Source organism: Bifidobacterium sp. UTCIF-39, assembly GCF_006408715.1.
GTDB lineage: Bacteria > Actinomycetota > Actinomycetes > Actinomycetales > Bifidobacteriaceae > Galliscardovia > Galliscardovia tissieri.
This window is the reverse complement of sequence record NZ_JEOG01000011.1, coordinates 63,105-78,538: the sequence shown is the minus strand read 5'-3', so window position 1 is coordinate 78,538 and position 15,434 is coordinate 63,105. Positions and strand designations below refer to the sequence as shown.

The window sequence follows — 15,434 nt, the reverse complement described above, 5'->3', positions numbered from 1 at the left end:
AACGGACCAAAAGAAACGCCGAAACGGCCCACCCCAACTTGACAAAACACAGGAACGGACGAATAGCGGATCGGCGTATTCCCTGCCGCAAGGCGTGGCACGGAACGGCGAAACCCCCACGCGGAGCATTCTCTGCCACGGGCCATGGCAGAGAACGACGGCACCGCCCGAATCGACGCTCCCTGCCACGATTTCTTGCCACACAATGATCAGCAGGGCGCTGTGCGCATTCTCTGCCACGATTGTCTGGCAGAGAACACGCGAAACCGGCTCCAACGGCATTCTCTGCCACGGCCATCAAGCCGTTGCCGCACCCAGGACCGGGAAAACGACGGATTTCACGCCATATCCGCCGGATTTACGTGCAAATATGACGGAATTTCGTGGCAGAGAATGACAGAAAATCTCGTATTGTCATTCCCTGCCACGCCCTTTGGCAGGGAATGACGGCAGGCGCCCATATCTCATTCCCTGCCACCATGATCATGATCACCCCTCCTAAGTCCGCCCCCGGAAGCAACACGGCCAGACACCTGTCACGGCCGATGGCAGCCAAGACCAGTTACACACCTAATGAGACACCCCCTAGGGGACTATCGCAACACATTGGTAGTGGACTATCGAAGTAAAGCGGAAACCCAACGCCACCGTCACAGCGCGTCATCGCAACGATTCTTCCGACTCAGGCGGCCGTAGCACACACCAAAACCAAGAACACACGCCGCTTCCCAACCACATGGACTATCAAAGCAGTTCCGTAATCCTCCACCACCCGATAGTGGACTATCACAACACTTTGGTAGTGGACTATCGAAGCAGTTCGGGGACTATCGCAACACTCTGGCCTTGTTAGGCCGGTTCCCTAGTGGACTATCGAAGCACTTTTCACGTCGTTCCCTCTCCGATAATGGACTATCGAAGTAAAGCGGAAACCCAACGCCACCGTCACAGCGCGTCATCGCAGCGATTCTTCCGGCTCAGGCGGCCGTAGCACACACCAAAACCAAGAACACACCGCTTCCCAACCACATGGACTATCGAAGCAGTTTGAGGCTCAGCCTAGTGGACTATCGCAGCAGTTTCGGGGACTATCGCAACACTTTCCCTGACCAGCCCGACGATCCACATGGACTATCGGAGTAATTCAGGGGCCCACAATTGCATCCCCAGCGAACTACCGCAACCATTCTCCCGGCTCAGGCGGGCTTACAGCACACGCCAGAACCGGAAAACCACACCACCTAACCACATGGACTATCGAAGCAGTTTGAGGCTCGGCCCAGTGGACTATCGAAGCAATCCCGCAATCCTCCACCACCCGATAGGGGACTATCACAACACTTCGGTAGTGGACTATCGAAGCAGTTTCGGGGACTATCGCAACACTCTGGCCTTGTCAGGCCGGTTCCCTAGTGGACTATCGAAGCACTTTTCACGTCGTTCCCTCTCCGATAATGGACTATCGAAGTAAAGCGGAAACCCAACGCCACCGTCACAGTGCGTCATCGCAGCGATTCTTCCGGCTCAGGCGGCCGTACCACATACCAAAGCCAAGAACACACGCCGCTTCCCAACCACATGGACTATCGAAGCAGTTTCGGGGACTATCGCAACAGTTCGTAGAGGACTATCGCAACACTTTCCCTGACCAGCCCGACGATCCACATGGACTATCGAAGCAGTTTCACTCGGCGAGCGCCTTGCGGAGGAAGTCGCGCTGGAACAGCAGCAGGTTCTCGGCCACGGTCTCATCGTTCGTCATATGCGTGATGCCGGTCAACGGCAGCACGGTATGTTCACGACCGGCGGCCAGTAGTGCGGAACTCAGCCTCAGCGAATTCGCCACGGTCACGTTGTCGTCGGCGAAACCGTGGATCAGCAGCAGCGGACGACGCAGATTCGGCGCGTCCTTGATCAGACTGTTGCGCTCATACACGGTCGGGTTCAAGCCAAGATACCGTTCGGTGTAATGCGTGTCGTACAGCGTCCAATCGGTGGGCGGGGCACCGGCGCAGGCGGCATGGAACACGTCGGGCGCACGCAGCACGGCCAGTGCGGACAGATATCCGCCGTACGACCAGCCGATCATGGCCACATGATCGAGGTCAGGCTCGGGAACACCGCAATCGGCGCGGGACTGCGGCAGTGACGCCATGGCCTCGGGCAGTGCGTGAACGGCATCGATCTGATCATCCAACGCAAGATCGAATCGTTCGAACATGGCATGATCCCAGTGCAGACCGCGCGCGCCGGTGCCACGACCGTCGGCCGATACCACGATGAAGCCCTGGTCGGCCCACCACTGCGAATCCCAGTAATACGAACGGCTGAACATGACCTCACGATGCATCGGACCGCCATACGGCTTCATCAGCACCGGCAGTTTCTCCGCATGCGCGTACGGGCTGGACTCGGACGGCAGCGTGATCGCCGCATACATGCCGCGCTCGCCCAGTCGTACGAATTCAGTACGCGGCGTGAATCCGGGGACGTCGGCGTGATTGGCCACGATCGCAGAGTATCCGCTGTCCGCGTTCGCACCGAACATGTGCAGCATCACGCTGCGGTCGTCATGCATGGTCCGGCCGAACAGAATCATGCCGTTGCCGGAGCGCGAAGCCGTCCACACGCCCGTTTCCGTATTCATCACAATCGGCTCAGGACATCCGTCGGACGCGGAATCGATGGCGAAACGGTTGCCGAAACCGCCGGCGTCATTCGGACCGGCACCCCCGTTCTGCGCGTCGATGCGATGATCATCCGTCAGCTCCTGCCAATACGAGCCGATGAACTCCTGCCCGTCCTCCGGCAGCGGGAAGCTCACCACGTCCACAGCGCGCGCATCACGGGTGGCGCGGGCAAGCACATCATGGTCGGTCACGTCGAGTACGTCGAGGACCTGCCAGCCGGCGGGAGTGAACGCGTGACCGTCCACCGCCAGACGCATGGTATCGGTCTCCTCGTCGGGCATGGCGGTGATCAGTCGACCACCCGGCGTCCATGTGGGACAGCCATGGATCAGATCCAGCCAATACCGACTGCCACTCACTGTCAATGTGCTCGTCGGCAGCCAACGCTTCGCAGACTCCTCTCCGGTGAACGAATCGCCATCCACGGCGAGGGAAAACCCGTCAAGAATGTTGTGTTGCGAGGCGAATCCCACATGCGGATCACTGCCTTCGGGCTTGATCGCCAGCACCTGATCGGCGGTCTGACGACGATTCTGCACAAGCAGCAGCGGGTCTCCGCCACGACTCCAATGCACGTCGGCCAGATATTCGTAGCCGCGACGGTCCCACCACACTTCGGGCAGGTCCTCCACGCTGGCGAACGCCATGTTGCCGGCGCGATGGTCGGCGGAACCGATGTCGAAACGGAACAGACGCACGTCCGCGTTCCGGGTAAGCGCCTGCGGATAGTGTCGTGACTGCGCGGGCTTGGCGGGGTTGGCGGGATCGGAAATATGCCACAAAGGCTCAGGAGACTCGTCGGCACGTTCGATCAGCAGACTGCGCGAATCCGGCGACCACCAGAAGCCCTCGTAACGGTCCATCTCCTCGCCGGCTGCGAACTCCGCCAGACCGACCGTGACATTCGGATCGTCGGATACGCCGCACACCGAGCGCTCGTCGTCGGGCTGGCCGTCTTCGCCGATCACCACGAGGTTGATCATGCGACCGGTGGTGTAGGCGACCAGACGGCCGTCCGGGGAGATGCGCGGATTGAGCACCGGACGGAACAGACGGCTGCGGTGGCCGCGGATGGCCATGGCGGACACGTACCAGGTGTCGCCGAGTTCGCGGGTAACGGCGTGGAGCTCGCCATCCTCTACGGTCACACGAACCGGGGCGGTGCGACCGGCTGCTGCGTCGGCGGCTGCCGCGGCTGCCGCGGAATCGTCACGGGCGGAATCGTCACGCGTGGGATCATTACGGACGGGATCATCGGGATCGAATCCCGACTCGTCGAACCCGTTATCGCCGTCATTGTCATTGCGCGCAAAGTTTGAAAAATCAACGTTTTCCAGCATGATATCGGGTTCTTGGCGCTCAACGTCGTCAATGAATTCGATATCACCATCGAAGACGAACGTGGTCAGCCACAGACGGCCGCCGACCGTGAACACCACGCGATTGCCGGAATCGTTGACGCTGTACGACACGATGCCGTCGGCGGATTCACGGGCGCGCTCGCGGCGGGCCTTCTCCTCGTCGGGGATGTCGTCGGAATCGGCATCGGCGGCGGCGCGACCGTTGCCGTTGCCGTTGCCGGGATTGCCGTTGTCGGACGACAGCAGCGTCCGCGGATCGGCCAACAGCGTCTCATGATGATTGCCCGCGCTGTCGAACCAGCTCAGCCACAGGCAGGTGACGTCGTCTTCGGGACCGTGCGAACGCAGGAACAACGCGTGAGAACCGTCGTCAAGCACAGTCGCCGAGCGCGGGGCACCAAGCGAGAACCGCTGTGTACGCGCCTTGGCTCGCGGATACGCGGCGATTGCGGCACGAATCGTTTCGGACGTTGCCGTCGCCGGGCCGTCGCCGGGCACCGCGGTCACGTCGTCAGTCATCATGTCATCAGTCGTCTGCTGTTCGGTCATAGTCACACACCTCACCATAAATGAACCCCAAACCATTATGCCGATAAGCGGATGATTACGCACGTCTCGGCACGCAAAGCATGGACACGGTCAGGCGTGTTGACGAGTCAGTGGGCCGACGGACAGGTGAGACGACGGTTCATGACTGTCGGCTGGTTGACTGACCGATTGGGAGGGACTGACTGGGTTGACTGGCGGACCAGGGTTGGCTGGCGGCTGGCGCACCCCAGACGGCGGGACATCGAACGAACACGAGCCGTCGGCAGTGTCACTGTCGCCACAATGTCATCGTCACCATGGTGTCACCGTCTCCACAGGACCGCTAACGACTACGCCTGAGCCGAATCAGACGACCCACGTTTTCGGCGGTACGGGACAGATTCGCCGGACCGTCGGCAAGCGCCTGCGCCAGCGTTTGCGCGCCGGGAACGATGCCAAACACCGCGTCGATGCCCAGATCGTACAGCTGATCGATACCCTCTCCCACGTATCCAGCGAGCGCGATCACGCCGATCTGCGGATTGCCGCGACGCACGGCCCTTGCCACACCCATCGGTGTCTTGCCGTACTGCGTCTGGAAATCGATGCCGCCTTCGCCTGTGATGCAGTAGTCGGCGTCCGCCGCGCGCTCGGTTAGTCGTACGGTTTGCGCAACGATCTCCGCGCCGGACCGCATGGCGGCGTTGGTGAACGCGAGCAGTCCCGCGCCCAGACCGCCGGCACCACCGGCACCGGGCACATGGGCGACATCGATGCCGAGATCGTGTGCGATGACTGCGGCGTAATTAGTCAGGTTCGCGTCGAGTCGTTCGACCATCTCCGGAGTGGCGCCCTTCTGCGGGCCGAACACTGCGGATGCGCCGTTGGGGCCGATCAACGGATTGGTCACGTCGCAGGCGATCAGCACGGTGGTGTCTGCGAGACGCGGGTCCACACCGGACACGTCGATGGACGCCAGCCGGTCGAGGAATCCGCCGCCACGAGGAATCGGGTTGCCCGTAGCGTCAAGGAAGCGTGCGCCCAACGCCTCGGCCATGCCGGCACCGCCGTCGTTGGTGGCGGAACCACCCACGCCAAGAATGATGGTGCGGGCACCGTCGTCGAGTGCGGCACGAATCAGCTGACCGGTGCCGTACGTTGTAGTGACCAACGGGTTTTTGGTGGTGTCGTCTACGAACTGGATGCCACTGGCGGCGGCCATTTCGATGACGGCGATAGGATGCCGCGCAGACGGGGATGCCTCGGATGCCATGGTCTCGATCTCGGTCTCTGTGGTCGGGGCGATTGGGGTTACGGCAGCCGCCGAACTTGGGAATGGTACAGGAACCGAAGCTACTGCGGCAGCTGGGGTTGCAAGAACTGGAGACGAAGCGGCGGTTGGGAAAGCCGGGACAATTGGAGCGGTCGCGTAGACCTGGGATGCTGTGATCGCGGTAGATTCAGGTGCCAAGGAAACCGGGGATAGTACGGAAGTCGTCGAGCTTAGGGATGACACAGGAACCGAGGATACGGTCGGAGTCTCGGCATCGTCAGCACCGTCGGTATCGGCAATATTGGCAGCATCGGCAATATTGGCAACGTCATCAGCACCGTCGGTATCACCAACACCGTCAGTATTACCAACACCGTCGGCATTACCAACACCGTCAGTATTACCCAACAGCCCATATGCCGCAACGGTTTCGCGCTGCAATGGGTCAAGTACACGTGTCTGCCGCAGCACTCCCCCGGTGGCGTCGATCAGCGACTGCACCGTACCCTCGCCGCCGTCCGCCATCGGCACCATCACATATTCGGCGTCGGAAAACACTCGCGACAGTCCCTCACGTATGGCCTCGGCAGCGGTCTTGGCCGTCATGCAACCCTTGAACGAATCCGGCGCGATAACAAACTTCATTAACGACTCCTCCAATCGCTACCCAACTTACGAGTCCATCTAGGCAAGTTCGTTACGTGGGCCGTTAGTTGGGCCGCGCACGGCCCACGTAACGCCACATAAAAAACGTTGCAATTTCAACGATTTCGACGTTTTGTTAGTTGGGCCGCGCACGGCCCACGTAACACGTACCGCGGCCCACGTAATGAATAACAATGGCGAGACCGCGCGGAGAGACGACGTAAGTAAGTGGAGCAGACAGAAGGAAGACAGAACTCGTGCGAATGTGGACAACTTTTCAGTTATTCCACTTATCCACATTCTCTGCAGACCATGTGGCACGATGATGCGAACCCGTTTACGCTCGCCGATATGAACCGATATCAGCGAACGAACACATCCGGAAACAGTCATTCAACGAGCAATCCAACGACACGCATAGCCGCGCCTGTCACTCACGGCATCGTCCGCAACTATCTTGCGCGATCACTGATTCAAGAACAGCAAACCATGCTGCAGCAGTGCTACGACCATCTCACTCGAAGAACACGTAATCATCAGCTCGTTTACACTGGTACGACAGCGCTTAAACTCTGTTATCTCGAAACCCCATGGTGCCCTCGACTGCGTGATTTCACATTTCAAGTGATGTATGACAACCGCAGACAACGACCGAGTCGCCATGACACCGGATACATCGTTTGGCATGACACCGCGATACGCCAAAAGGATTTCAGCGATATTCAATTCGTCGTCAACAACACACCGATCATCTGCACCCACCCGCTCGTTACGTGGGCCGCGTTGTCCAGACATCTCAGTCAGGTTGAAGTGATCGTTCAGGCCGATGCCATTGTACGCGCGACAGCTTGCCCCATACATATCACGACGAACGACATTACGACGTTTCTCAATCGGACCGGTGAATTTGTCGGGAAAAACAGGTGCCGCGCCGCCTTGCCATTCCTCTCCACGATCACAGATTCCCCGATGGAGGCCCGAGCCGTTCTTGCACTGATGAAAGTGGGACTGCCGCGACCGCAAACCCAGTGGAGAATCTACATTCCCGAGCTGAATTGGACAGCAACAGTGGATATGGCCTATCCGGAACAGCGCATAATCATTGAATATGATGGCGATGCGCATCGCGTTGACAAAAAACAATATCGATGGGATGAGCGAAAACGTCAGGCGTTACGTTCCATGGGATATACCGTGATCGTCGTGTTTGCGGACGATGTATTGACCGCCGACGGACGCAATCATTTTGCGTTACGAGTCGGGAAGGCACTGCATGTGGAGGTCTCTGGACAACCGATACCAGAGTACCGGGCACTGCTCAACGATGAGCGAGATGCGGCGAACAGGGAACGCCAACGTAAGATGCGGCAACGAAAACGAGTTCAGCGACAGGATGCGAGTGGAAACTGAACCCTGAGCCGGCTTGAAGACGAATTGATCAAGCTCACGAATTTGGCAAGAACGTTACGTGGGCCGTTAGCTGGGCCGAGTACGGCCCACGTAACATAATATAGAAAACGTTGCAATTTCAACGATTTCGACGTTTTGTTAGTTGGGCCGCGCACGGCCCACGTAACACATACGCGGCCCACGTAACGAAACGAATGGTGCTATGCGAGTGAAATCACTGCACCTGGGCGCGGGCGATCTTGCCGGTGAAGGAGTTGGCCTCGTCGGCGTCCTTCACGCCATCCTTGTTCCAGGAGAACATGGCGCGCAGCTTCGGGCCGACGGTCTCGATGCGCTCGTTGGAGTACTTCTCCTGCAGCTCCTTGAAGTGCGGGGCGCCGGCGTCCTGATCGTCGATGAACTCCTTGGCGAAGGAGCCGTCCTGGATGCGGGCCAGGTGGTACTCCATGCGCTTGCGGCAGTCCTCGTTGATCACGGTGTTGGTGTAGTCGCCGTACTGGGCGGTGTCGGAGCAGGACCAACGGGCCTTGTTCAGACCACCCTCGTTCATCAGGTCGACGAGCATCTTCAGCTCGTGGCAGACCTCGAAGTAGGCGATCTCCGGCTGGTAGCCGGCGTCGGTGAGGACCTCGAAGCCCATCTCGACGAGCTTGTTCACGCCACCCATGAGCACGTTCTGCTCGCCGAAGAGATCAGTCTCGGTCTCTTCCTTGAAGGTGGTCTTGATGGCGCCGGCGCGCAGAGCGCCGAGAGCCTTGGCGTAGGCGAGGGTCAGGTCCCAGCCGTCACCGCGCGGATCCTGCTCCACAGCCACAACCACCGGGACGCCACGACCAGCGGCGTACTCACGACGCACGATGTGACCCGGGCCCTTCGGGGCAACCATGAACACCGGGTGATCCTCGGTGGGCTTGATGTAGCCGTAGTGAATGTTGAAACCATGAGCGAAGGCAACGGCAGCGCCCGGCTTGATGTTGGGCTCGATGTCGTTGGCCCAGATGGTGCGCTGGTACTGGTCGGGGGCCAGGATCATGATCACGTCGGCTTCGGCGGACGCCTCAGCGACGGACTTGACCTCGAGACCCTGCTCCTTGGCGAACTCCACGGACTTGGAGGTCGGACGAAGACCGACCACCACGTCAACGCCGGAATCACGCAGGTTCAGCGCGTGAGCGTGACCCTGGGAACCGTAACCGATGATGGCAACCTTCTTGCCCTGGAGAACGGACAGATCGCCGTCGTTCTCGTACCAGATCTGTGCAGCCATGTAAGCACTCCTTAACTACTGCGAATGTTGTTGTGGTTGCGCATAGAGCGCCGCGCGCACCGTGTCGTGACGCGCGTTTGTCCGATCGTGATCGTCGCGACTCCCGTACGAATCGCATATATCACTCACCCAGACGATCTCATCTGAGGATTTTGTCCTGCAAACTGCCCACTATCCTACAGATAATGTCGCTTCCGTCACATTCCCGTCCACAACGTGGGCGAACACTTGAGCCATCCGCACTCAACCCCGTCAGAATCCCAACAACCTCAGAATCCCAACAATCAAGACAGTGCCCACATACCGTACGCCGCCCTCACGTAGTGTGATCACACTAACAAATGGAGTTGTTGGAATTTCAACGGTTTCGGGCAGTCTGGCTCGTTAGTGTGATCACACTAACGAGCACACTAAGGAAGAGCGGCGTATGGGACGGTTAGCGAGATTGCTGGGCAGCCACCGCAATGGACAACGACGGATCAGCGAGCGGAATCATCATCGACTGCGTGGCGTGATACAGATCGGACTTGCCCGGCCATACCGTGCCGATCGGGCGATTGTCACGATCGAGCTGATGGAACCAGGATCCGTTGACGTGGTCGATCACCGTGCTGTCGGCATACTGCAGGAACGTGGCGTACCAGTCGGCGTATTCGGCACGGCCGGTCACATGCGCCAGCACGGACGACGTGTTGATCGCCTCGGCAAGCGTCCAATGCATGCGGTCATGCACGACCGGCGCGCCCTGCCAGTCGGTGGTGTAGACGATGCCGGGCGCACCGTCGGCGTCCCAACCGTCGGCGACGGCACGCTGGAACAGCTGCTCGGCGACGTCGACCAGCTGCGCCTTGCGTGATTCAGCCAGTCCGGCGCTCAGCGCGTACTGGGTAATGAGTCGCGCCCATTCGATGCCATGGCCCGGAGTGGCGCCGTACGGCTTGAACTGGTCGTCCTTCCGGTCGGCGTTGCATTCGAGATCGAGACTCCAGTCGGCGTGGAAGTGCTCGGGAATGCGCCATCCGTTGCCTTCGGCCCAGCCGACGACATGGTCGATGATACGGCCGGCACGTTCACGCCACGATTCGTCTCCGGTGACGTCGGCCACCGCGAGGAACGCCTCGACCGAATGCATGTTGGCGTTGATGCCACGGTACGGGTCGAGTTCGGTGAAGTCCTCGTTCCACGTATCAACGGACAGGCCGACCTCGTCGTCCCAGAAGCGCGTGAGGAACACCTGCTGGGCGTCGGCGAGCAGTTCGGCGGCACCCGGCCGGCCGAGCAGTGTGGCGGACGATGCGGCCAGCAGTACGAAGGCGTGCGCATAGCACTGCTTGATGCCGATGTGACCGCCTTCGGGGGTGACCGCGGCGTACCAGCCGCCGTTGGCGTCATCGTGCAGTTCGCCCTTGAGTCCCTTGAGTCCGGCGTCGACCAGTTCCTCGGCACCCGGATGGCCGACGAATGCGGCGAGCGCGTAGACGTGGGTCATGCGACAGGTGATCCACGTCTCGCGGTTGCGGTCCTTCCACGGGGTACCGTCGTCGCCAAGCCAGTAGGAGCCGCCGGTCGGCGAGGGGAAGGCGTGGCCGAAGTTCATGAGACTGTCACGCTGCGTGTTGAGCCAGTCGCGGTTTTCAGAGGTGCCGAGCCGGTATGCGGCGTTCGTAATGGAGGTCATCGATGATTCCTTTCCGTAGTTCTTCCTTAGTTCTTCCGTAGTTCTTCCGTAGTTCTGCAGCATGCAGCATGCAGTGTGCAGCATGCAGTGTGCAGTCAGTGTATACGGCGTGAAGTGGCGTTGCTCCTACCACTGGCGCTTGAGATCGTTGGCGCTGCGCAGTACGTTCGGATCGGCGAACACGTTGGGATCGGCCACGTCGGCAGTGGATGCGATACGCCAGGTCACCGTGTCGCCCGGCAGCAGGCTGACCATGCCGTCGGAGACGGTGGCGTTGTCGTCAACCTTGTCGGCCATGCAGAACAGATCGCGGACGTAGCCGGTCGCCGTCACCGTCAGGTCATAACCGTCGTCGACGGGCGTGACGTCGGCGTGGAACGCACGGTCGGACGCCAGCAGGTTCTGGTCGATCACTTCGGCCGGATTGTAGATCACGCGGGCAAACGCCGGCTCGGAATCAGCCGCGAAGGCAGCGGCGGCTTCAGCGACCAGCAGCTCGTTCGACGGATCGTCAAATCCGGCAAGCGTTTCGGACAGCGGTAATGCGACGTGCGACACGGTGTCCACAGTCACATCGAACGTGGCGGCGGCGAGTACGGTGCCGTCGAGCGTCACCCGGCGGACGGTCCAGGTGCCCGACCATGCCGTACGAGTGTCGTTGAGCACGATGAGTTCAAGATGGTCGGGGGCGACGGCCTTGCCTTCCCAGCTGTGGTCCTCGCGGGCGCGGTCGGATGTGCGCGGCTGGATCGTGGCGAAGCGCGGCGCGAAGAAGTCCCGAGAGGCGTACCACATGGGCTTGCGATGCCCGTAGTAGTCCACGGCGGCCCAGGAGACGACCGGCCAGTCGTCGTTGAGCTGCCAGATGAGCGCACCGGCGTTCACGGGTTCGAGGGAGCGCATGTGTTCTACGCCGAAGCGGATGGCCTGCGCCTGCTGCAACTGGCATGCCCAGTGCCAGTCTTCGATGTTCGTCCACACGTCGGTGGGGATCAGCCAGTCACGCGTGCCGTCGGCACGGTAACTCACGTCGTCGATGTTGCCGGGTGTGATATGCGAACGCATGCCGCGGGCAAGCTTGTAGTTGCCGCCCATGGCTTTCTGATGCACGAGCATCTGCGTGCCGAACGGATCCATGGGATCGTCGTGCACCACACGCTTGAGCGTGCTGAATGCGGGCGGGGCCTGATAGCCGAATTCGTCGGCGAAGCGCGGCGTATAGTCACGGTATTTGCGGTAGTCCACGCGGTTCCAGACGTCCCAGATGTGCATGGTGCCGTCGGTGTCACGGTTGGCGTCGACGAATTTGCTGAAGCTCATCGGGGAGCTGGGAAGGTACACGTGCGTGGGGTCGAGTTCGGCGAGCAGCTTCGTGAAAAGTTCGGCGTAATAGTAGTCACCCCAGCCTTTTTCACCGTAGCCGTATTCGTTGGCGGCGCGGTCGTCGTCACGCAGCGCCTGCTGCACGCCACCCCATTCGGAGTAGGCCACGTAGTTTTCGTTGGAGCCGTTCCAGACGATCAGGCTCGGATGAGGGCACAGTCGGGTGATCTGCTGACGGGCCTCGTCTTCGATTTCGGCACGGGTTTCGGCGTCTTCGGGGTAAGAGGCGCAGGCAAGCATGAAGTCCTGCCACACCATGATGCCGTATTCGTCGGCCAGATCGTAGAAGTCGTCGGTTTCGTAGATGCTGCCGCCCCAGGCACGCACCATGTTGGAGTTGGATTCCACCAGATCAAGGAATCGCCGCTCGTAGAAGTCATGATCGCCGCGCGTAATGAATGCGTCGATCGGCACCCAGTTGTAACCGCGGGCATGCACGGGCACGCCGTTGACGGAGATCTGGAACGGGCGGCCCACGACATCGGCACGGGTGTCGACGTGGGTGGTCCGGAAGCCAACGCGTCCCTGCCATACGGCGCCGCCGGCGGTCACGGTCACGTCGTATAGCGGCTGGTCGCCGTAGCCACGCGGCCACCACAGTTCGGCGTTCGGCACGTCCACAGTGACGGTGGTGGCATTACGTCCCTGCTCTACAACGCCGGGAACGGTGATGTCGACGCCGTGCCCCTGTACACGAACCTCGACCGGCACAGCCTGCTGGCCGGCGTGGGCGTCCATGACGGTGGGCACGCGTCCGGAACCGGCACGTTCGATCTCCATGGTGCAGTTCAGTACGCCAGTACCGTTGCCACGCACGTCCACGAGCGGGCGGACGGCGGACAGACGAACTGATGACCATGAGTCGATGCCGATGGGCTGCCAGATTCCGGCGCAGGCCACGTCGATGCCCCAGTCCCAGCCGAACTGGTAGCTCGGCTTGCGCAGTTGGTTGAACGCGTGATGCTCGGTGTGCGGATAGTAGCCGAGACGCTGTTCACGTGCGTCAGATTCGCGCACGGATGATGCGAAGAGGATTTCGATCGTGTTGTCGCCGTCGTGGAGCATCGGACGGACATCCCAGCGGTAGGCGCGATGATAGTTCTGCGTGGAGCCGACGTAACGGCCGTTGAGGATGATTGTGGCCACGGTGTCGAGTCCGTAGGCCACCAGATCATGCCGGTCAGCGCCGTCGTCATGCCAGTCGAACGTGCAGGAGTATCGCCAGTCGACGTCGCCGATCCACTGCTGGCGGGTTTCGTTGTCGGCGTCGAAGGGCTCGTCGATCAGTCCGGCGGCGACGAGGTCCAGGGTGATCTCACCGGGGACCGTGGCGGCGATGCCGGCGGCCAGTTGGGCACGCAGCGACGCGGGCGCGGCTTCGGGATTGGTGGCGTAGGCCGTCCACCCGGCATGCAGGGGGTGGAACGTGGCGGGCGTGTGGTTCATGATGGTCTCCATATACTTCGCTGTTGTGGTGATTATCGCGGGTTTTGCAAGGGGTGCAGGGGCGCAAGGGTGCGGGGCGAGGGCTGCGAGATGCGAGGATTCGCCGATCGTGATGACGTGTGACGATCAGTCGTTGCGATCAGTCGTTGTCCGGGATGCGGCGCTGGGCGATGAGACGCTGGTACCAGTAGTAGCTGTCCTTCGGCGTGCGTTCCAGAGTCGTGTAGTCCACGTAGGTGATGCCGAAACGCTTGGTGTAGCCGAACGCCCATTCGAAGTTGTCCATCAGCGACCATACGAAGTAGCCGCGCAGATCGACGCCTTCGTCCATGGCCCGCTGGGCGGCTTCGAAGTGGCGACGCAGATAGTCGATACGCAGAGCGTCGTGCACGGCCTTGGTACCGTCCGCCGCGATTTCGAGATGATCATCCACGGCCATGCCGTTTTCGGTGACGATGAGCGGGATCTCCGGATAGTTGTTGTGCACGCGGACCAGCAGATCATGCAGACCGTCGGGATCGATGTTCCATCCCATTTCGGTGTGCGGACCGGCGGTGGGCAGCCAGTCGACGTCGCTGGCACCGGGCGCAGTGCTTGCGGCGGTGGACTGCGGGAACTGCGGACGGTCGCTCATGGCAAGCAGCGAGGTGTTGTAGTAGTTGATGCCGAACACGTCGATCGGCTGGTGGATCTGCTCGAGATCGCCGTCCTTGATGAAGTCCCAGTCACAGATGCCGCGGGTGATGGCGAACAACTCGTCTGGATAGTAGCCGCGCAGCATGGGGTCGAGCCACACGCGGTTGGCGATGAGGTCCAGACGATGCACGGCGTCGGCGTCTCCGCGGTTGAGCTGGAGGTTGCAGGTGACCGAGACTTCCGAGCGGTCGCCCACCTGGGCGCGTACGGCCTGGGCCATAAGACCGTGAGCGAGGTTCAGATGGTGCACTGCAGGGAACGCGCCGGGACCGAGGCCCAGACCGGGGGCGTGCTCGGTGGCACCGTAGCTGAGATAGGAGGAGCACCATGGCTCGTTGAGCGTGGTGTAGGTATGGATGCGGTCGCCAAGGCGTTCGGCCACCACGCTCGCGTATTCGCCAAGACGGTAGGCGGTTTCGCGATTCAGCCAGCCGCCTTTGTCGCCAAGGTATTGCGGCAGGTCCCAGTGGTAGAGGGTGACGATCGGCTGGATGCCCTTCTCCAGCAGGGCATCGGTGATGCGTTCGTAGAAGTCGAGGCCCTCTTCGTTGACCGGACCGCCTTCGACAGGCATGATGCGCGGCATGGACACCGAGAATCGGTAGGCGTTCACGCCGAGGTCGGCGAGCAGTGCGATGTCGTCACGCCAGCGATGGTAGGAGTCGCAGGCCACGTCACCGGTATCGCCGTTTACGGTGCGACCGGGCGTATGGCTGAACGTATCCCAGATGGAGGCGCACCGGCCGCCTTCGTGTACACCGCCTTCGATCTGGTAGGAGGCAGTGGCCGTGCCGAAGAGAAAATCATTGGGAAATGTGGTGCTCATACTTGCTCCTTTGCCGATGATGCGTCTGATGAGTGCCGGCATGCCGGCGTGCTGGTGCTAATGTACCACATTTTTCTTAATCGCTTAAGTAGTAGTGTCGCAAATCTCTATTTATTTTTAATATATTTTTAATGATGTCTAACTATTTTTGATCAGCGATTACAATGATGACCAGATCGACGAAGAAGCCAACTCTCGTAAAATCCCATATATATCAACGTTTTCCGTCGC

General features: G+C 60.6%; 6 protein-coding genes and 2 pseudogenes. 1 reads left to right on the top strand and 7 read right to left on the bottom strand.

The window, feature by feature from the left end:
* Positions 1–1,684: 1,684 nt before the first annotated feature.
* The 3 genes and pseudogenes from EP30_RS06400 to EP30_RS06390 form a co-directional block, all read right to left on the bottom strand.
* Positions 1,685–4,570 (bottom strand): prolyl oligopeptidase family serine peptidase, encoded by a 2,886-nt coding sequence (locus EP30_RS06400; protein WP_258185399.1) that lies wholly within the window; start codon positions 4,568–4,570, stop codon positions 1,685–1,687.
* Positions 4,571–4,922: 352 nt separating this feature from the next.
* The gene (locus EP30_RS06395) at positions 4,923–5,852 is read right to left on the bottom strand and encodes a glycerate kinase (protein ID WP_140557118.1); all 930 of its coding nucleotides are present in this window, start codon (positions 5,850–5,852) and stop codon (positions 4,923–4,925) included.
* Between the two features lie 408 nt (positions 5,853–6,260).
* Positions 6,261–6,497 (bottom strand): annotated as a pseudogene (locus EP30_RS06390) (glycerate kinase); the annotation flags it as partial.
* A gap of 312 nt (positions 6,498–6,809) precedes the next feature.
* On the opposite strand from EP30_RS06390, the pseudogene EP30_RS06385 reads away from it, so the two are divergent.
* Positions 6,810–7,712, top strand: a pseudogene (locus tag EP30_RS06385) (DUF559 domain-containing protein); the annotation flags it as partial.
* Positions 7,713–8,121: 409 nt separating this feature from the next.
* On the opposite strand, the gene ilvC reads toward EP30_RS06385, so the two are convergent.
* From ilvC to EP30_RS06365, 4 genes are all read right to left on the bottom strand, one after another.
* Positions 8,122–9,174: a ketol-acid reductoisomerase gene (ilvC, locus tag EP30_RS06380; RefSeq protein ID WP_094664099.1), complete on the bottom strand. Its 1,053-nt coding sequence runs from the start codon at positions 9,172–9,174 to the stop codon at positions 8,122–8,124.
* 436 nt (positions 9,175–9,610) lie between these two features.
* Positions 9,611–10,852, bottom strand: a complete 1,242-nt coding sequence (locus EP30_RS06375; protein WP_140557100.1) for an AGE family epimerase/isomerase — start codon at positions 10,850–10,852, stop codon at positions 9,611–9,613.
* Between the two features lie 126 nt (positions 10,853–10,978).
* Positions 10,979–13,681: a glycoside hydrolase family 2 protein gene (locus EP30_RS06370; protein ID WP_140557098.1), complete on the bottom strand. Its 2,703-nt coding sequence runs from the start codon at positions 13,679–13,681 to the stop codon at positions 10,979–10,981.
* Positions 13,682–13,820: 139 nt separating this feature from the next.
* Entirely contained in the window at positions 13,821–15,203 is a 1,383-nt protein-coding gene (locus EP30_RS06365) for a GH1 family beta-glucosidase (protein WP_094664103.1), read from the bottom strand.
* Positions 15,204–15,434: the final 231 nt, after the last annotated feature.